Annotated in this window: 13 protein-coding genes and 2 rRNA genes; 8 read left to right on the top strand and 7 right to left on the bottom strand. The window is 62.3% G+C overall.

Annotated elements, in window-relative coordinates:
- Positions 1 to 5: 5 nt before the first annotated feature.
- Positions 6 to 1,472 carry a chlorohydrolase family protein gene (locus tag JOE60_RS03905; RefSeq protein WP_167264251.1) on the bottom strand — a complete coding sequence of 489 codons (1,467 nt, stop codon included), beginning with the start codon at positions 1,470 to 1,472 and terminating at the stop codon, positions 6 to 8.
- Positions 1,473 to 1,632: 160 nt separating this feature from the next.
- Between JOE60_RS03905 and JOE60_RS03900 the strand changes: the two genes are divergently transcribed.
- From JOE60_RS03900 to JOE60_RS03875, 6 genes are read left to right on the top strand one after another with little or no spacing between them, the layout of a single operon-like run.
- Entirely contained in the window at positions 1,633 to 2,661 is a 1,029-nt protein-coding gene (locus JOE60_RS03900) for an ABC transporter permease (RefSeq protein ID WP_239528807.1), read from the top strand.
- 57 nt (positions 2,662 to 2,718) lie between these two features.
- Positions 2,719 to 4,443 (top strand): ABC transporter substrate-binding protein, encoded by a 1,725-nt coding sequence (locus JOE60_RS03895; RefSeq protein WP_167264249.1) that lies wholly within the window; start codon positions 2,719 to 2,721, stop codon positions 4,441 to 4,443.
- 11 nt (positions 4,444 to 4,454) lie between these two features.
- Positions 4,455 to 5,456, top strand: a complete 1,002-nt coding sequence (locus tag JOE60_RS03890; RefSeq protein WP_167264247.1) for an ABC transporter permease — start codon at positions 4,455 to 4,457, stop codon at positions 5,454 to 5,456.
- Positions 5,453 to 6,511: an ABC transporter ATP-binding protein gene (locus JOE60_RS03885; RefSeq protein WP_167264245.1), complete on the top strand. Its 1,059-nt coding sequence runs from the start codon at positions 5,453 to 5,455 to the stop codon at positions 6,509 to 6,511. The genes JOE60_RS03890 and JOE60_RS03885 overlap by 4 nt, the downstream gene beginning before the upstream one ends.
- Before the next feature lie 8 nt (positions 6,512 to 6,519).
- Positions 6,520 to 7,542, top strand: a complete 1,023-nt coding sequence (locus JOE60_RS03880) for an ABC transporter ATP-binding protein (protein WP_167264243.1) — start codon at positions 6,520 to 6,522, stop codon at positions 7,540 to 7,542.
- A gap of 23 nt (positions 7,543 to 7,565) precedes the next feature.
- On the top strand, positions 7,566 to 8,795 hold the full coding sequence (locus tag JOE60_RS03875; RefSeq protein ID WP_167264241.1) for an amidohydrolase family protein: 1,230 nt from the start codon (positions 7,566 to 7,568) through the stop codon (positions 8,793 to 8,795).
- Between the two features lie 48 nt (positions 8,796 to 8,843).
- Here JOE60_RS03875 and JOE60_RS03870 read toward each other — a convergent pair whose 3' ends face one another.
- The 3 genes from JOE60_RS03870 to JOE60_RS03860 form a co-directional block, all read right to left on the bottom strand.
- A complete protein-coding gene (locus JOE60_RS03870; protein WP_167264239.1) occupies positions 8,844 to 9,332 on the bottom strand; it encodes a pyridoxamine 5'-phosphate oxidase family protein in 489 nt (162 codons plus the stop codon).
- A complete protein-coding gene (locus JOE60_RS03865) occupies positions 9,283 to 10,593 on the bottom strand; it encodes an MFS transporter (RefSeq protein WP_314326449.1) in 1,311 nt (436 codons plus the stop codon). Before JOE60_RS03865 ends, JOE60_RS03870 begins: the two co-directional genes overlap by 50 nt.
- A gap of 153 nt (positions 10,594 to 10,746) precedes the next feature.
- The gene (locus JOE60_RS03860) at positions 10,747 to 12,192 is read right to left on the bottom strand and encodes an FAD-binding oxidoreductase (protein WP_167264935.1); all 1,446 of its coding nucleotides are present in this window, start codon (positions 12,190 to 12,192) and stop codon (positions 10,747 to 10,749) included.
- A 296-nt stretch (positions 12,193 to 12,488) separates the two neighbouring features.
- On the opposite strand from JOE60_RS03860, the gene JOE60_RS03855 reads away from it, so the two are divergent.
- Both JOE60_RS03855 and JOE60_RS03850 read left to right on the top strand, forming a co-directional pair.
- Positions 12,489 to 14,219 (top strand): glycoside hydrolase family 13 protein, encoded by a 1,731-nt coding sequence (locus tag JOE60_RS03855; RefSeq protein WP_167264237.1) that lies wholly within the window; start codon positions 12,489 to 12,491, stop codon positions 14,217 to 14,219.
- A 19-nt stretch (positions 14,220 to 14,238) separates the two neighbouring features.
- Positions 14,239 to 15,258, top strand: coding sequence for a LacI family DNA-binding transcriptional regulator (locus JOE60_RS03850; protein WP_167264235.1), 1,020 nt, complete (start codon positions 14,239 to 14,241; stop codon positions 15,256 to 15,258).
- A gap of 18 nt (positions 15,259 to 15,276) precedes the next feature.
- On the opposite strand, the gene JOE60_RS03845 is transcribed toward JOE60_RS03850, so the two are convergent.
- The 3 genes from JOE60_RS03845 to JOE60_RS03835 all read right to left on the bottom strand — a co-directional run bounded on the left by JOE60_RS03845 (position 15,277) and on the right by JOE60_RS03835 (position 19,283).
- Complete coding sequence (locus JOE60_RS03845; protein WP_167264233.1) at positions 15,277 to 15,771, bottom strand: SRPBCC domain-containing protein; 495 nt, start codon at positions 15,769 to 15,771, stop codon at positions 15,277 to 15,279.
- Between the two features lie 103 nt (positions 15,772 to 15,874).
- Positions 15,875 to 15,991 (bottom strand): 5S ribosomal RNA (rrf, locus tag JOE60_RS03840).
- A 152-nt stretch (positions 15,992 to 16,143) separates the two neighbouring features.
- A 23S ribosomal RNA gene (locus tag JOE60_RS03835) occupies positions 16,144 to 19,283 on the bottom strand.
- Positions 19,284 to 19,332 lie beyond the last annotated feature (49 nt).

The raw sequence follows: 19,332 nt of genomic DNA, 5'->3' as shown, positions 1-19,332 counted from the left end.
GCCGGTCAGCGTTCCACCCGAGCATACACGGGAGGAAACAGCTCATCCTCCGTGCGGTTCCGGCCGTCCCGGACGGTGTACGCGCCCCGCATCTTGTCAAAGAGTTCCTGGCCCTTGGCGCGCCAGGAGTCCAGATCCACTCCCTCGATCTTTCCGTTGGCCATGATGGTCCTGCCGGCCACCACGGAAAGCACGGCTTGGCGGGCTGTGCCGTTGAGCAGGAGGGTTCGGAGCGGATCATCATGGACTCCGTCACGGATGTCTCCCAGCGAGAAAGCCACCATGTCGGCCTGCGCACCCGGTTGGAGCCGTCCAAGGTCCGGCCGTCGCAGGGCATGCGCTCCCCCGATCGTGGCGGCGTCGAAGTATCCGGCGACGTCACCGGCGTCGTTTGTCCCGGCCATGATCTTGGCGAGCTGCACGCCCGCCTCCATGCCGCGGATCAGGTCCGGCGGGAACGAATCCGTGCCGAGGGAAATGTTGATGCCCGCTTCTTTGTAAGCATTGAACGAGTCCAAGGTGCTTCCGTAGCGCATGGACGTCAGGGGGCAATGGATGATGCTGGCACCACTTGCCGCTAATGCGGCCAGGTCACCGCGGTCTTCGCCAAACACCGCGGGATTCCTGTCCGTATAGGTTGCATGCGGAATCAGGAGGCGTTCGTTGAGCAGTCCCACTTGGTCCAGGAGTTCCAAGGGCGTGACTCCGTGCCAGTCCAGGATGAGCTCGCGCTCCACCAGGCCCTGCAGTGAGTGGAGGCGTACCAGGACATCGCGCTCCGCGGAGGCTGCGGCGGTCTCCTTGAGCAGTTCGATGTCCAGTGTTTCGATCCGGCACGGGAGCAGGACTCCCTGAACCAGGGGATCGTTGAGTTCAGCAGCGTGGTCAATGAAGCGCAATGCGTCAGCGAGTCCCTCACGGCCCCTGCCGTCGTCGAACATTACCGACCGTTCACCGTTCTCCAACACGACGTTCACGCCGGATCTATAGGCGGGGCCCAAGTAGCCGCGCAGGCCCAATCGTCGGCTGGTATCCGCCATGCCCACCAGTTCTTCGAAAGGCTCAGCCCACTCCGAGTGAACTTCGGAGGCGATGGGCATATAGGTGGTGATGCCGTGGAGTATGAGTTGTATCAAGGCGTACTCGCGGATCTGCTGGCGTTCTTCGGCTGTGAAGACGTCCGCGCGCCGGTTCAGGAAGTAGTCCTCTGACCATTGGTGCCCTTTGGCCTGCTCAGCGCCTGCCCAACTGTCCAGGATGAGGTGATCTATATCCGTCAACGCATCAAGGTCGATCAAGCCGGGCATCAGCAGGGCTTCGCCGACGTGGACTTCCTCGTCCACCGGCCCGGTGTACGCGTATCCCACGTAGTCGATGGTGTGGCCGCTGTAGACCACGCACGCATTTTCGAGCAGAACGTGGCGGCCGTTCTGATGCCCCAGCACGTAGCGGGCGGTGACCTTGGTAGGCACGGCGACTCCTGTTCCCTGTCCGGGAGGGACAGCTCGTATTACTCTCTGGTATTCCAAACAGTACATTATTTGTGATTTACATCGCATCAATCCTGCTCTAGTCTATTTTGGTATACAAGAACTCCGGAGCCAGCTCCTGATCACGAAACGAGCAGAACCGTTGACCCAGATACAGTCCGTTGAACCAAGCACCGGCAGTCCCCCACTTCCTCCGGCAACGTCGCCGGAGGCCAAAGCACCTGCCGAAGCACGTTCCCTCCTCGCCACGGCCTGGATGAGGATCCGGCGCAGCAAGGTCGCCCTCCTCAGCCTGTGCGTGGTGGTTGCCATCCTGCTGTTCGCCATCCTGGCTCCCGTCCTCAGCGCCATGTCAGGCAACGACCCCTACACGTCCAACACCAGTCCCGAGGTTCTGGATGACTTTCAAACACCCGGGCTGCCTCTCCCCGGGTATATGTATCCATCGGCCCAGCACTGGTTGGGAGTGGAGCCGGGCCTCGGCCGTGACCTCTTCGCCAGGCTTGCCTACGGCGGACAAGTATCACTCACCATCGCCTTGCTCTCCACGGTGGTTTCAGTGGTCCTCGGAACGGTCCTTGGCGCAGCAGCGGGCTACTTCGGCGGCAAGACCGACGCCATCATCAGCCGCATCATGGACTTGTTCCTGGCCTTCCCGCACCTTCTCCTGGTGCTCTCGCTGACACCCATCCTGCAGTCGCGGCTGAGGGATACGCCGCTGGGCCAAGGCAGCTTCCTTCCCATGGCCTCACTGGTGATCATCCTGGGCTTCTTCGGCTGGGCGTACCTCGCCCGCATTGTCCGTGGCCAGGTGCTGAGTCTCCGCGAGCGCGAGTTCGTCGAGGCCGCCCGGTCCTTCGGCGCCTCGCACCTGAGCATTCTCTTCCGCCAGATCATCCCCAACGTCATGGGAGTCGTCCTGGTGTACGCCACCATGCTGATCCCCACCAACATCTCGGCCGAAGCCGCCCTGTCCTTCCTGGGCGTCGGCGTCAAGGACCCCACACCGTCGTGGGGCCAAATGCTCAACGCCGCCCAATCCGGCAACTGGTACCTCAGCGATCCGTGGTTCCTCGCGGTCCCCGGCATCATGCTCATCGTCACCGTCCTGGCCTTCAACCTTCTGGGCGACGCCGTCCGGGATGCCCTGGACCCCAAGTCCTCCCGCTAGCAAATTTCGCACTAACCCTCATCCCCGCATCGCCTCCCACCCCTCACAAGGAGCATCATGAAAACCCCTGCAAGAGCTCTGGCACTTTCGGTGTTGATCGCCATGGCCGCCACAGGCTGCGCGGCCGGACAGAACCAGCCCGCCAACTCCAACCCGGCCCAGTCCGTCACGGAACTTGCCCCGGTTGTGGTCAAGTCCGGCTTCAACGGCAAGGGCGGGAACATCAACGTCCTCATGTCCTCCGACTTCCAGACCCTGGATCCGGGAAACAGCAACTACGTCCAGACCGCCAATGTGGGCCAGCTGTACTACCGCACGTTGACCATGGCCAAGGAAACGGCCGGCCAGCCGCCAACAGTGGTTCCGGACCTCGCCACGGACACCGGCAAGGTGTCCGATGACGGACTCAGCTGGACGTTCACCCTCAAGGAAGGCGTGAAGTTCGAAGACGGTACGCCCATCACCTCCGCCGATATCAAGTACGGCGTGGAGCGCACCTTCGCGCAGGATGTCTTCACCCAGGCGCCGCAGGAATTGAATGCGGCGCTCGACGCCGGCGGGTACAAGGGGCCGTACAAGGATCCTTCCGCTGCGCTCAAGGCGGTTGAAACGCCCGATGAGCGCACCGTGGTGTTCCATTTGAAGAAGCCCTTTGCGGAGTTCCCGGCCTTGGCATCGCGTTCCAACACGGCGCCGGTCCCGAAGGCCAAGGACACCAAGCTGGATTACACCAATCACCCGGTGTCCTCGGGCCCTTACATGGTGGAGTCCTACAACCGCGGCAAGTCCCTCAAGTTGGTCCGCAACCCGCACTGGGATCCCGCCACGGACCCCAACCGCTCGGCCCTTCCGGACACTTTCAGCTTCTCGCTCTCCACCTCACAGGCCACCATCAGCCAGCAGTTGCTCGCCGACTCTGACCCCAACGCCATCACGCTCGATTCCAATGGCGCACTCCAGACCTCGGACTCAGCCAAGCTGGCCGACGCCAAGGTAAAGGACCGCGTTGCCTCCGGCCTCTTGGGATGCAACGACGTCCTGAGCCTGAACACCCAGAAGATCACGGACCCGGATGTCCGCAAGGCCATCGCCTTGGCCCTGGACCGTCAGTCCATCCTGGTGCAGTACGGTGGACGCCGCTTCGGCGAAATCACGCAGAGCCCCCTGAACGCCAAAATGCGCGGCTATGTGGAGACCGAACTGGAACTTGATCCCACCGGTAAGCCAAAGCTTGAGGAAGCCAAGAAGCTCCTGGAAGGCAGGGACTACCCCAAGACCCTCACCTATGGGTACGCCAACAACCGCGATGCCTTCAAGAACACCGGCACCGTGGTTCAGCAGAACCTGAAGGCCCTGGGCATCGAGGTTGAGCTGGTTCCGATCCCGGCACCCAACTACTACTCCGTCCTGGCCAGCGAGCAGCTGCCGGACATGGGCCGCTCCGGCTGGTGCGGCGGTGCCGATCCGGCGTCGATCCGCACGTCCGCCGATCCCCTCCTGGGACCGAACAACGAGGGCACCAGCTACGGCTTCTCCAACACGTCCCGCTACTTCGATCCCGTAGTTTCCAAGGCCATGTTTGATCTCCGCAATACGGACGGCACCTCGGAGGAACTGGGCAAGAAGTGGTCCGAAGCCTTTGGCTCAGCGTTGAAGACCTACCCGATCGTCCCGCTGATCCGCAGCCACACCAACAGCGTGGTGGGCTCCAACGTCCGCAACGCCCAGGTGGGCTACTTCTTCGGCGGTATCGATCTTTCGATCGTCGGCGTCGAGCAATAGCCGCCACCATCATGATGACTTTCATTTTCCGCCGGACCGGATCACTGGTGCTGCTCCTGGCAGCGGTCAGTTTCATCACCTTTACCTTGTTCCAGCTGGGTCCTTCCGATCCTGCCGCGGCCGCCTGCGGACAGGAATGCACACCGGAACGGGTCGCAGAAGCACGGGTTGCGCTGGGCATGGACCAGCCGTTCCTTGTCCAGTACGCAGATTACATCCGCGGGCTCTTCTCGTCGCGGATGATCGGCGCCCCGGGAGCCCAGACCCTGTGCGAATGGCCGTGCCTGGGCAAGTCCTTCCAAACCAACGAGAACGTAGCGGACATCATCGGACGGTCACTCCCCTACACCTTCTCCATGGCCATCGGCGCGCTGGTGCTGTGGACTGTGACAGGTGTAGGGCTTGGACTCCTTGCCGCCCTGCGCAAGGGCTCGCCCGCGGACAAGTTCATTGTTGGTGCTGCCTCAGTAGGCGTTTCCCTGCCTATTCCGGTCACCGGACTGTTCCTGCTCCTGCTCTTCGTCAATCAACTGCACCTGCTGCCCTTCACCACCAACGAGATCAACAGTCCCTTTGGCCCACAAGGGCCCGGGGCATGGGTGGCCAACTACCTGCTGCCCTGGATCGCCCTGGCAGTCCTGTTCAGCGCGTCCTACATCCGGGTGACGCGCACCAACATGATCGAAACCTTCGGCGAAGACTTCATCAGGACCGCACGGGCCAAGGGACTGGCACCGCGGACGGTTACCTTCAAGCACGGCGTGCGAGCCGGCATCACGCCGGTGGTGACCATGCTCGGCATGGACATTGGCCTGTTGCTGGGCGGTGCAGTTCTCACCGAGCAGATCTTCTCCGTCCCAGGCCTGGGCTTCACCGCCGTACACGCCGCCATTTCCGGCGATCTCCCCGTCACCATGGCCATCACCATGTTGGCCGCGTTCTTCGTGATAGTGGCGAACGTTGTGGTGGACCTCGCCTACGCCGCTATCGATCCCCGAGTGAGGCTCCAATGACCCAGTTGAATATCACCACCAAGAAGGCGAGCGCCACGGCCGGCAGCACGGCAACAGCACCGTTCCTTGAGGTCCGCGACCTCACCGTGAAGTTCCCTACGGATGACGGCGTTGTCTCTGCAGTGAACGGCATGGACTTCTCACTGGAACGGGGTCAGACCCTGGGCATTGTGGGCGAGTCCGGTTCAGGAAAATCCGTGACCAGCCAAGCGCTGATGGGCCTGCTCAAAGGTACGTCGGCTCAGGTCACTGGCCAGGCGATGTTCCAGGGCAGGGACCTGGTCACCTTGCCCGAGTCCGCCATGCGCCCTCTCCGTGGCCGCAACATCGGCATGATCTTTCAGGATCCACTCTCGGCGCTGCACCCCTTCTATACGGTGGGTCACCAGATTGCCGAGGCGTACCTGGTCCACAACAAGGCGAGCAAGAAGCAGGCCCGGGCTGCCGCCGTCGACATGCTGGGAAGGGTGGGTATCCCCAGCCCCGAGCAGCGCTACGACGAGTACCCCCACCACTTCTCCGGCGGAATGCGCCAGCGCGCCATGATCGCCATGGCGCTGATCTGCGAGCCTGAACTGTTGATCGCCGATGAGCCAACCACGGCGCTGGACGTGACGGTTCAGGCCCAGATCCTGGATTTGATGTCCGAACTCCAGGAGGAAACCAACTCTGCGCTCATTCTGATCACCCACGACCTCGGTGTGGTGGCAGAGGTGTGCGACAACGTGCTGGTCATGTACGGCGGGCAGTGCGTTGAGTCCGGGCCGGTGGACGAAATCTTCTATGACACCCAGCATCCCTATACCCTGGGCTTGCTCAACTCGATGCCCACGCTCAACAGCGCCTCGAGCCAGTTGAACCCCATACCCGGCCAGCCGCCGTCGCTCCTTGACCTCCCGAAGGGCTGCATCTTCAGCGCGCGGTGCCAGTACACCGAACTCGCCGGCGACGGCATCTGCACCAGCCAGCGGCCGGAATTGCGGCTTGAGGACGGCCACGGCAAGCGCTGCCATTTGAGCGGCCCGCAGATCATCACCATCCGGAATTCGCGTTAGGACCCGCCATGGAACATCAGCCAATTCTCCAGGTGGAGAACCTGCAAAAGCACTTCCCGCTGAAGGGCGGCATGCTTCCGGGCGCCCCTAAGCGCTCGGTCAAAGCGGTCGACGGCGTATCGTTCAGTCTCGCTCGGGGCCAGACTTTGGGGCTCGTGGGTGAGTCCGGGTGCGGTAAGTCCACCACCGGCCGCATGGTGGCCCGCCTCATGGACCCCACCGGCGGGAGGATTCTGGTGGACGGCGAGGACATCAGCGGACTCCGGGGCAAGGATCTGTACAACTTCCGTCGCAAAGTCCAGATGATTTTCCAGGATCCCTTCGCATCGTTGAATCCGCGTCAGACGGTGGGCACGGCCATTGCCGCGCCCATGGTGGCGCAGAAGATCAACCCGCCGGGTGGGCTCAAGAACCGGGTCAAGGAACTCCTGGACCAGGTGGGGCTCAAGCCAGAACACTACAACCGGTTCCCTCATGAGTTCTCCGGGGGTCAGCGTCAGCGCGTGGGTATAGCCCGGGCGATTTCCCTGAACCCTTCGGTGATTGTGTGCGACGAACCAGTGTCCGCCCTGGATGTCTCGGTGCAAGCACAGGTGGTGAACCTGTTGCAGCAGATCCAACGTGACACCGGCGTTTCCTACATCTTCATCGCCCACGACCTCTCGGTGGTCCGGCACATTTCCCACGAAGTGGCGGTGATGTACCTGGGCAAGATCGTTGAGCAGGGGCCTCGCGACGCTTTGTTCAGCGATCCCTTGCACCCGTACACCAAAGCCCTGCTGTCCGCAGTGCCGCTACCGGATCCCCGGGCCGCACGCGAACAGGTGAAAATCCGGCTGCGGGGAGACCTTCCCTCCCCGGCCAATCCACCCAGCGGCTGCGTCTTCCGGACCCGGTGCCCGTTGATTGGCACACTTCCCGAGGACCAGCGCCAACGGTGCATCGAGCAGATCCCCACACCAGCCACGCCCGCCGCACCAGCCTGCCACCACGCAGGTATGGCCGTGCCGGTCCTGGCCGGTGTGGAATAGATTCACAACCAAAGGAGTACACATTGAATACCCTGATCCGCGCCGTCCGCCCCTGGGGGCAAGCGCTCAGCGACGTCACCCTCGTCGCTGGCGAAGCAGGCGGCAAGATCACCGCCGTCGAACCCCATGACCCTTCCCGGGTTCTTCCGGAGGGCTTCACTGTTGTTGAGGGACGCGGGCGCCTCCTGCTTCCCTCCTTCTCGGATGTCCATGTGCACTTGGACTCCACCCGGATCGGCCTCCCGTTCCGGGAGCACACCGGAGGTCCGGGCGTGTGGACCATGATGATGAACGACCGTCAAAACTGGCGCAACGCCGAGGTCCCGCTGCAGGAGCGCGTGAACGACACCCTGGGCCGGATGATCGCCCGGGGCACCACCCGCGTGCGCTCGTACGCCCAGGTGGATGTGGACTGCAGGCTGGAGCGTTTCGACGCCGTTGCTGCTGCCAAGGAGAAATTCGCTGGTCAGGCGTCGGTTGACATCATTGCCTTTCCCCAGGCTGGCCTGTTGTTGGAGGAAGGGACGGTGGAACTCATGGAGGAGGCTTTGAAAGCAGGCGCCAACGTCATGGGCGGCATCGATCCCTGCACCTTGGACCGGGACCCCGCCAAGCACCTGGACATCGTGTTTGGACTGGCTGAGAAGTATCAGGTTCCCATCGACATCCACCTTCACGAACCGGGTGAGCTGGGCGTCTTCAGCACCGATCTGGTGCTGGAGCGGACCAAGGCGCTGGGAATGCAAGGCAAAGTGACCATGTCCCACGCCTACCAGTTGGGCAGCGTCAACGAAGCCACCACCCGCAGGCTCATCGATTCCTTCGCCGAGTTGGACGTCTCCCTGGCGTCGGTTGCTCCCTCTGCGGCGGGGCAGCTGCCCATCCCACTGCTGACCGAGGCCGGCGTCCGGTTGGGCTTGGGCGAAGACGGGCAGCGGGACTACTGGTCGCCCTATGGCAACACGGACATGCTGGACCGCACCTGGCAGCTGGCCTTCACCCACGGTTTCCGCAAGGACGAGCTCATCGAGCACTGCCTGGCAATCGCCACCATCGGCGGAGCGAGCATCCTTGACCCCAGCGCCACCAGGCTCAAGGACACATCCCACCGTCCCGGCGTCGAGGTCGGCGATCCCGCGGAACTCCTTCTGGTGGACGGCGAAACCGTTGCCTCCACGGTGATGGACCGCAGCAAGGACCGCACGGTCATCCACGCAGGAAAGGTGGTGGCCGACCAGCTGGAATTGGTCTAGCTCCGGGAAAACCCGCCTCCTGCAGGGGGCGGGTTTTTGCGTTAAAGGTTATTCGTCCCGTGCTGTGGTGGCGTCGTCCAGCGGCGTCCACCACGTCACAGCCGGAGTGACGGTGAAGCGGCGGCCTGTGACCTCACGGGGAGCGATCCGGATGAACTGGTCCTTCTGCCCGGCCTCCCAAGGAAACAGCAGGAGGCCGATGGTATCCAGCACATCCTGGGTGAGCTTCACCGCGGACGCCTGGCCCTTCACCACCACGCTCCATGCCACGCCTGTTTCCGCGTTGACGCCATCGGCTTCAATGGCCACAGGTGCATCGCCAAGTGCTGCGTGGAGTTTGGTGCCCTCACCGGTCCGGAACACCAGCGTTCCGTGGTCAAGCTTGTAGTTCACGGGGAAGATGTCCGGGTGATCCCCCACCACAACGGCGAGCCTGCCCACCGAAACGCCGCGGAGGAGCTCCCAACACTGGTTGGTCTCCAGGACTTCAGTGGCCGGGGTGCCTGACTGGTTGGGGCGCGTTGGTGGGTTGCTCATAGGGCCGAGGATACGCCGCCGAGTTGCGCCCGGACAGACCCACCAGGGGACCCCGGATGGCCAGGAACCCGGCACCAGCCAGCACCATGGCTTCAGCGGCCAGCACCCAGAACGTCGCTTCCCACCCCCCGGTCAGGGAATGCAACACTCCTGCACCCAGAGGGCCGAGGGACGCCAAGGCGAAACCGAACCCCTGGCTCATGGCCGAGAGCTTCCCTGCGGACCGGGAGCCATCGGAGCGGATCACCACCAATGCCATGGCCAGCCCGAATCCCGCGCTCTGGACCACGCCCAGGATGCCAACCATCAGGAACATCAGCTCCACGGGTGCCATCAGGACCCCCACCAACGCCAGTGCCACCGACAGTCCGAGTCCAGGAGCCATGATCCTCAGGATGCCTGCACGCCCGGCCAGCACGGGCGCCAGCAGGCTGGCCGGCAAGCCTGCCAGGCTGAACCAGGCGAGCAAAGCGGCGGCATCGGCGGGGGTGAGCCCGCGGGATACCAAGTAAACGGCCAGCCAGGACGTGATTGCGAAATACAGCATGGCCTGGAGTCCGAAGAAGGCAGTTACCGCCCAGGCGGTGCGCTGCTTCCTCAGTGGCGTGGGTACCGGGGCGGCAGCCGGGATGGTTCCCTCTGCGGCAGGGCGGGTTCCATCAGCAGCAAGGGGCGCCGCCGCGCGTGTTCCGGCCCGGTGGACAAGGAAAGCACCCAGCAGGGCCGGGACCGCCCACACCGCCAGGGCGGAGGGCAGGTTGCCGCCGAAGGCCTTTTCGAGTGGTTGAACCAGACCGGCCCCCAAGGCGGCTCCGAGCCCGAACCCCATGGTGCAGAGTCCTGTCCACCAGCCAGTGCCGCGGTTTGCCTTGACGATCTGGGGCACCAGGACGCTGGCGGTCATGATGGCCGCGCCGGCCAGGAAGGTGCCGGGCAGCAGAAGTGCCGGCACGGTGGCACGGACGATCAAGGCAGCAGCAAGGATCATCAAGGCAACGGCCACGGCCCGCCCTGTCCCCAGCCTCCCGGCAAGCCACGGCCCGATGGGACCGGAAATGCCGAAGGCCAGGACGGGCAATGTCCCAAGCAGCGGAAGAAGGGCCGAATCCAGGCCGAACTCCCCCGGAACCTGGTTCATGACGCCTGCAACGGTGGTGATGGCAGGCCGGAGATTGATGGACACCACCACCAGCGACACCAGCACGAAGCCCGTCATCAACCCCGGACTCCGTACAGCGCCGGTCACCGTCTTCTTGCCCACGTCATTCTCCTCATAGCAACTTTGGTATACCAAGTAAGACTATGAGGTGAGGGGTTGAATGTAAATGCGTCTGTATCTAAGGATCTTTGGCGTTGTCGGGTGGGGGATCGATATGCTCTGGAATACCAGAGGAGTCCAACCGTTCCAGATCCCTCAGATAGCTTTCCCGGGGTTCAGGATGCCCTGGGGATCGAAAAGGTCCTTGATCCTCCGCTGCAGTTCCCGTACAGGCTCGGCTTGCTCCAGCCCCAGCCACCGCAGCTTGTATTGCCCCACTCCGTGCTCGCCGGTGATGGTGCCGCCCATGCTGAGTCCCACCCGGATGGACTCGTCCAGTGCGGCATTGAGGCGCTTCAAGGCATCGGCATCGGCCACCGGGTCAATGCGATCCATCCAGAAGGTGGGGTGCAGGTTGCCGTCGCCGGCGTGTGCCACCACTTTGAGGCGGACATCGAAGCGGGCCGCCATTGCTTCAAGCTCCGCCACAAAATCCACCAACCGGGACCGCGGCACGGCAATATCTTCGCCCACCCGGAACTCGTCATCCACTTCCACCCCACGGCTGTTGCGGCGCAGTTCCACCAGCATTTCCGCTTCCTCGCTGGCCTCGGTGGTGACTGTTGCCCCGCCGTCGGCCAGTACCTGGCGAACAACCTCGGCCTCGGCGGCCGCACCGAAGCCGTCCGTCTGCACCAGGAGGAGGGACTTGCCCCGCTTTTGGAGGTCGCCACCATGGAGCTCGTCCAGCTGAACCAGAGTGCCGTTGTCCAGCAGTTCCATGATTGCCGGCTGTACCCGCGCCTTTCCCACCGCCAACACCCCGGCCGCAGCGCTGCGGAAGTCCTGATAGAAGGCTGCGATGGTGTGCACGTCCCGCGGCAGGTACTTCAGGCGCACGGTCACGCCCACCACCACCCCCAGCGTCCCCTCGGAGCCCACCATCAACGCGGTGAGGTCATAGCCTGCTACGCCTTTAAAGGTCTGGTGCCCTGTATGCATCAAGGAGCCGTCTGCCATCACAACATCAAGGGCCAGGACGGAATCCCGGGTGACTCCGTACTTGGCACACCTCAGACCGCCGGCATTGGTGGCAACGTTCCCGCCGATCGTGGACATTTTGTAACTGGCGGGATCCGGCGCATACATCAGGCCGTGTTCGGCTGCAGCGGCGTTGAGGTCGGCGTTGATCACTCCGGGCTCGACGACGGCGGTCTCGTCATCGGCGTTAAGGTCAAGGATGCGGTTCATCCGTTCAAGGCCCAGGACGATGCAGCCCTCGGTGGCGTGGGCGCCTCCGGAGACCCCGGTACCGGCGCCCCGGGACACGATCGGCACACCGTATGCTGCGCAGGTGCGGACCACGTGCTGGACGTCCCCAACGGATTCCGCCCAGACCACGGCAAGGGGAAGGTGCCGTTCCAACAGGGGGCCCTGATCGGCCGAGTAGATGGTCCGGGTCTCTTTGTCCCCCGCAAGCTGGTCCGTGGACAGCCCCGCGGCCAGCTCGTCCAGGAAGGCGCGCTGACTGGAGGCGACCGGTCCGGCCTCCGGCAGTCCACCAGCCCGTTGGTTGATGTTTTCCTCTGATGTTCCGGCCATGGCCGTTTCGTCCGACAAGGCAATCCCTTCGTGCGCACCGCGGACGCGCCGTCTGCGCTGACTTCGCGGCATCAAGTGTTCACAGTCTAGTCAGCCGGTGAAACCGGACGGGTTCCTCCCCGCCCGCCGCAAGGTGCCGACGTCGGAAATCCTGCCTATCGCTGTAAACGCTTCCAAAAGGAAGCATGCTGATCATGACCATCGCGTAGCGTAACCCTCAAAGGACCGGGAGCACCCACTGTCCAGCATTATGGAAGCGCTTCCAATTCACGGCCCACTCTCTTACGATGTTCAGCATGTCCGTTGATTCTTTGCTCTCGGTTCCCGGCCTCGCGCCCACCGCAGACTTCACACAGCTCACCCCGGTCCACCAAGCCTCAGAGGCTCCCGGATGGTGGAGGTCCGCCGTGATCTACCAGATCTACCCGCGCTCATTCCGGGATCTCAACGGCGACGGTGTTGGGGACTTGGCCGGGATCACCGCCGAACTGGCCGAGCTGGCCCACCTGGGCGTGAACGCCATCTGGCTGTCGCCGTTCTACCGCTCGCCCCAGCGGGACGCCGGGTATGACGTCAGTGACTACTGCGACGTCGATCCCTTGTTTGGCACTCTGGGTGACTTCGACGCCCTCATTGCCGAGGCCACGCGGCTGAACCTGCGCGTCATTGCCGACCTCGTTCCCAACCACTGCTCGGACCAGCACGTCGCGTTCCAGGCCGCACTGGCTGCCGGCCCCAACAGCCCAGAACGGGACATCTTCATTTTCCGTGACGGGCAGGGCCAGGACGGCAACCAGCCACCCAACAACTGGCAGTCGCACTTTGGCGGCTCCGCCTGGACCCGCATCATTGAGGCGGACGGACAGCCCGGCCAATGGTTCCTGCACCTCTTCGACTCCTCGCAGCCGGACTTCAACTGGGACAACCCTGCCGTACATGCCGAGTTTGAGCGGGTACTCCGCTTCTGGCTGGACCGCGGCATTTCGGGCTTCCGGGTGGACGTGGCGCATGCACTGGTGAAAGCCGCAGGACTGCCCGATTGGGGCGGCCGCGCCGATGGCAACAGCTCGGAAGGCTTCCCGGGACAGGATGCGCCCATGTTCGGCCAGCCCGCTGTCCACGACATCTACCGCCGCTGGCGCTCCATCCTGGAGGAATACGGGCCGGACAGGATCCTGTGCGCCGAGGCCAACGTGGACCCGCTCCCCCGGCTGGCGGAATGGGTCCGCCCGGACGAGATGCACCAGGCCTTCAACTTCCCCTACCTCCACGCAGGCTTGGACGTCCACAGGCTCCGCCACATCATCACGGACTCCCTGGTGTCGCTGGACGCGGTAGGCGCTCCCAGCACCTGGGTATTGTCCAACCACGATGTTGTGCGGCACGTTTCCCGCTTCGGGTACGACGGCTCCGGCCCCCGCGACGGCGACGGCATCGGTCCCGACGATGTCCAGCCCAACGAGGAAATCGGACGACGCCGGGCTGCCGCGGCCACCCTGTTCATGCTGGGCCTGCCCGGTGGCGCCTACCTTTACCAAGGCGAAGAGTTGGGCTTGCCCGATGCCACCCATATCCCCGGAGACCTGCGGCAGGACCCCACATTCGCCAGGACCGGTGGCCAACGGATCGGACGGGACGGCTGCCGCGTGCCTCTTCCGTGGCGTTCCAACGAACTGCATGCCGGCTTCGGCGCAGGCATGGATCCATGGCTGCCCCAACCCGAGTCCTGGCCCGCACTGGCCAGGGACCTGCAGAAGAGCGATCCGGCGTCGCACCTCAACCTGTACCGCAGTATGTTGGCCCTCCGCGCCGACCACAGGCTGGGCGAAGGTTCGCTTGCCTGGGTGGAGGACCTGTGCTCCGACAGCTGCTTGGCTTTCCTGAACGGCAACACCCTGGTGATGATGAACGTTGGTCATGAGCCCCTCCCGTTGCCTGCGGGCCGGCTGATCCTGCGCAGCTTCACCACGGAAGCCGATCTGGATCCACTAGGCTCTGGGGAGACCATCTGGCTCACTGCCAGCTGACCTTCCACCAAGGAGCGGCATGACAGGCATCAAGGACGTGGCCCAGCGCGCGGGATTGTCCGTCGCCACCGTGTCCCGGGCCCTGAGCGGCAAAGGCAACGTGTCCCCGGCCAGCCGCGAACGTGCCCGCTCAGCTGCTGCTGAGCTTGGCTTTGTGGTGTCCTACCCCGCATCAAGCCTGGCTTCCGGGCGAACGCAGAATGTGGGTTTGGTTGTCCCCTCGGTCCACCGCTGGTTCTTCTCAGCGGTGATCGAGGGGGCCTCAGCCGCCCTGTTGGAAGCCGGCTACGATCTCACGCTCTACAACATCGGCGACGAACCGGAACACCGCCAGAGCGTCTTCAACGATTTCCTCCTGCGCAAACGGGTGGACGCTGTGATCGCCGTTGCCCTCAAGCTCAGCGACGACGAGCTGAAGCAACTGCACGCGGTACACCGTCCCTTGGTGGGAATCGGTGGAGCCCTTCCCGGCGCCGCCACCATCAGGATCGATGACGCGGGGATAGCACGGCAGGCAACCAACCACCTCCTGGGCCTGGGGCACACCAGGATCGCCCACATCACAGGCCTCGAAGCCTACGATCAGGACTTCAAGCTGCCCGGCACCCGCCGCGGCGGTTTTGAGAAAGCAATGAACGACGCCGGGTGTCCCGTCAGGCCCGAATGGATCGCCTTTTCGGACTTCACGGTCGCAGGCACGTACGCAGCTGCCCGCCAGCTCCTGGCTGGCTCCGTTGAGCGCCCCACAGCTGTCTTCGCGGCATCGGACGAAATGGCGATCGGCACCATCCTTGCTGCCCGCGACTTCGGCCTGCGCGTCCCGCAGGACCTGTCCGTGGTCGGTATCGACGGCCACGACCTCGGCGAGGTCCTGGGACTCACCACCATTGACCAGGACGCCAAAGGCCAAGGGGCGTTGGCCGTCCACACCCTGTTGAAGGCCCTCTCCACCGGTGAAGTGCTGGAACCCGCCGATACGGAACACCCCACCCGCTTGGTGGTGCGCTCCAGCACAGCTGTACCGCCGGCCAACAACTGACCAGCGGGCGCAGGGGTCCTAGGAAACCACTCCACCCATAAAACGCTGGTACCGCTCCAGGACCCGTGGCCAGCCATCCGCATAGGCCGCCCGTGTACCCTCCGGATCCTCGGCACCTTCCCACCCATCGTGGATCAGGCGGACCTCGGTCCCCTCCCCCACGGATTGGAAGACCACACGGATTTCCGTGGACCAAAGAGGCGTGCTGCCCGGGTACCAACTGGCATGGAAAGACATCGGAGGCTGCCAGTCGTCGATGGTGCCCCAAATGGTGGTGCGGCCATCCTCAGCAGTCTCAAGAACCAGGTTTTCTTCGAACTCCACATGGGAGCCGGCACCGTAGACGCTTTTCTCCTCCAACGGCCACCACAGGTGGGGGTGATCCGTGAACCCCTGGAAGGCATGGGAGACCGTGGTGGGCACAACGACAGAGACGATCAGCGGTTCAAGATCATCCAGGCCCGCACGGGAGGGCTCGGGTTCCGGGGCGGGGTGGCTGAAGAGGTTTTCCATGACCACCAACTCTACCGGGGTCTCAACGGGTGCGTTTGGTGGGGTGGTGGTTAAGTGCGGAAGGCCCCGAACCGGGTGGTTCGGGGCCTTCTCGTGAATGGTTGTCCGGCGGTGTCCTACTCTCCCACACCCTCCCGGGTGCAGTACCATCGGCGCTGTGGGTCTTAGCTTCCGGGTTCGGAATGGGACCGGGCGTTTCCCCCACGCTATGACCGCCGTAACTCTGTTACCCGTCCCGTCCCCGTGGTGGGGGTGGGTGGGAAATCTTGGGTTACAACTGTGGTGCTTGGTTGTTATGTAGTTGTTTGTTGGTTCCTGTGAACGGTTGTTGTTCGGGAACCACATAGTGGACGCGTGCAGTGTTTTTTGTGTGTGGTGTAAGTTGTTGGCCTATTAGTACCGGTCAGCTTCACGAGTCTTTAGTCCTCGCTTCCACATCCGGCCTATCAACCCAGTGGTCTGGCTGGGGGCCTCTCACACAAATTGTGTATGGAAATCTCATCTTGAAGCGAGCTTCCCGCTTAGATGCTTTCAGCGGTTATCCCATCCGAACGTAGCTAATCAGCGATGCACTTGGCAGTACAACTGACACACCAGAGGTTCGTCCGTCCCGGTCCTCTCGTACTAAGGACAGCCCTTCTCAAATTTCCTGCGCGCGCAGCGGATAGGGACCGAACTGTCTCACGACGTTCTAAACCCAGCTCGCGTACCGCTTTAATGGGCGAACAGCCCAACCCTTGGGACCTACTCCAGCCCCAGGATGCGACGAGCCGACATCGAGGTGCCAAACCATGCCGTCGATATGGACTCTTGGGCAAGATCAGCCTGTTATCCCCGAGGTACCTTTTATCCGTTGAGCGACGGCCATTCCACAATGTACCGCCGGATCACTAGTCCCGACTTTCGTCCCTGCTTGAGATGTCTCTCTCACAGTCAAGCTCCCTTGTGCACTTACACTCGACACCTGATTGCCAACCAGGCTGAGGGAACCTTTGGGCGCCTCCGTTACTTTTTAGGAGGCAACCGCCCCAGTTAAACTACCCATCAGGCACTGTCCCTGACCCGGATCACGGGCCGAAGTTAGATGTCCAAAGTGACCAGAGTGGTATTTCAACGATGACTCCACCCGAACTGGCGTCCGGGTTTCAACGTCTCCCACCTATCCTACACAAGCCACTCCGAACACCAATACCAAACTATAGTAAAGGTCTCGGGGTCTTTCCGTCCTGCTGCGCGTAACGAGCATCTTTACTCGTACTGCAATTTCGCCGAGTTTATGGTTGAGACAGCGGGGAAGTCGTTACTCCATTCGTGCAGGTCGGAACTTACCCGACAAGGAATTTCGCTACCTTAGGATGGTTATAGTTACCACCGCCGTTTACTGGGGCTTAAATTCTCAGCTTCGCCCGTAAGGGCTAACCGGTCCTCTTAACCTTCCAGCACCGGGCAGGAGTCAGTCCGTATACATCGTCTTGCGACTTCGCACGGACCTGTGTTTTTAGTAAACAGTCGCTTCCCCCTGGTCTCTGCGGCCCACACCCGCTCCACAGAGCAAGTCTGTATCACGGGGCAGGCCCCCCTTCTCCCGAAGTTACGGGGGCATTTTGCCGAGTTCCTTAACCATAATTCTCTCGATCGCCTTGGTATTCTCTACCTGATCACCTGTGTCGGTTTGGGGTACGGGCAGCTAGAACCTCGCGTCGATGCTTTTCTCGGCAGCATAGGATCACCGGATCCCCCCTTACGGGAGTCCCATCAGATCTCAGGATCGTGCTCGAAGCACACAGGAACGGATTTGCCTATCCCTGACCCTACATCCTTAGACCGGGGCAACCATCGCCCGGCCCGGCTACCTTCCTGCGTCACACCTGTTAATACGCTTACCTCCCGGGATCAGGTCCCGCGCTCGGCCAAAACCCACACACCACAAGGGTGCTAGGGCAGGCTCCGGGCGGTTAGTATCCCCCGCTTGGCATGGGCGGTTCTTCGCCGGTACGGGAATATCAACCCGTTGTCCATCGACTACGCCTGTCGGCCTCGCCTTAGGTCCCGACTTACCCAGGGCAGATTAGCTTGACCCTGGAACCCTTGATCATTCGGCGGACGGGTTTCTCACCCGTCTTTCGCTACTCATGCCTGCATTCTCACTCGTGTAGGCTCCACCGCTGGTTTCCACCGCGACTTCACTGCCCACACGACGCTCCCCTACCACTCCACACCCCTGAACCACGAAGGCTAGGGTACTGTGTGAAATCCACAACTTCGGCGGTGTACTTGAGCCCCGCTACATTGTCGGCGCGGAATCACTTGACCAGTGAGCTATTACGCACTCTTTCAAGGATGGCTGCTTCTAAGCCAACCTCCTGGTTGTCTTCGCAACTCCACATCCTTTCCCACTTAGCACACGCTTAGGGGCCTTAGTTGGTGGTCTGGGCTGTTTCCCTCTCGACTATGAAGCTTATCCCCCACAGTCTCACTGCTGCGCTCTGACTTACCGGCATTCGGAGTTTGGCTGACGTCAGTAACCTTGTAGGGCCCATCGGCCATCCAGTAGCTCTACCTCCGGCAAGAAACACGCAACGCTGCACCTAAATGCATTTCGGGGAGAACCAGCTATCACGGAGTTTGATTGGCCTTTCACCCCTACCCACAGCTCATCCCCTCCATTTTCAACTGAAGTGGGTTCGGTCCTCCACGACGTCTTACCGTCGCTTCAACCTGGCCATGGGTAGATCACTCCGCTTCGGGTCTAGATCACGCCACTACACTCGCCCTATTCAGACTCGCTTTCGCTACGGCTACCCCACACGGGTTAACCTCGCGACGTAACACTAACTCGCAGGCTCATTCTTCAAAAGGCACGCCGTCACAGTAACCAAGACTGCTCCGACGGATTGTAAGCACACGGTTTCAGGTACTGTTTCACTCCCCTCCCGGGGTACTTTTCACCTTTCCCTCACGGTACTGGTCCGCTATCGGTCATTAGGAAGTATTTAGGCTTATCAGGTGGTCCTGACAGATTCGCACGGGATTTCTCGGGCCCCGTGCTACTTGGGATACTCTCCAGGCTGCACACAACATTACGGTTACGGGGCTCACACCCTCTCTGGCCGGCCTTTCAAGACCGTTCACCTATGCACGCACATCACCTCACTGGTCCGGCAGAACCAGAACGGAAAGTCCCACAACCCCGCCCATGCAACGCCCGCCGGCTATCACACATGAAACGGTTTAGCCTGATCCGCGTTCGCTCGCCACTACTAACGGAATCACTATTGTTTTCTCTTCCTGCGGGTACTGAGATGTTTCACTTCCCCGCGTTCCCCCCACGCACCCTATGTGTTCAGATGCGGGTCACACAATCACCTTGCAGCGTTGTGCGGGGTTTCCCCATTCGGACATCCTGGGATCAACGCTCGGTTATCAACTCCCCCAGGCTTATCGCAGATTCCTACGTCCTTCTTCGGCTCCTAATGCCAAGGCATCCACCGTGTGCCCTTAAAAACTTGACCACACAAAGATCAAAAACTTACTCGAGAGAACCACGAGCCACTTGGGCCC

Source organism: Paenarthrobacter ilicis, from assembly GCF_016907545.1.
Taxonomy (GTDB): domain Bacteria; phylum Actinomycetota; class Actinomycetes; order Actinomycetales; family Micrococcaceae; genus Arthrobacter; species Arthrobacter ilicis.
Note: the sequence above shows the minus strand (reverse complement) of the source record. Positions and strands in the feature narration are given on the sequence as shown.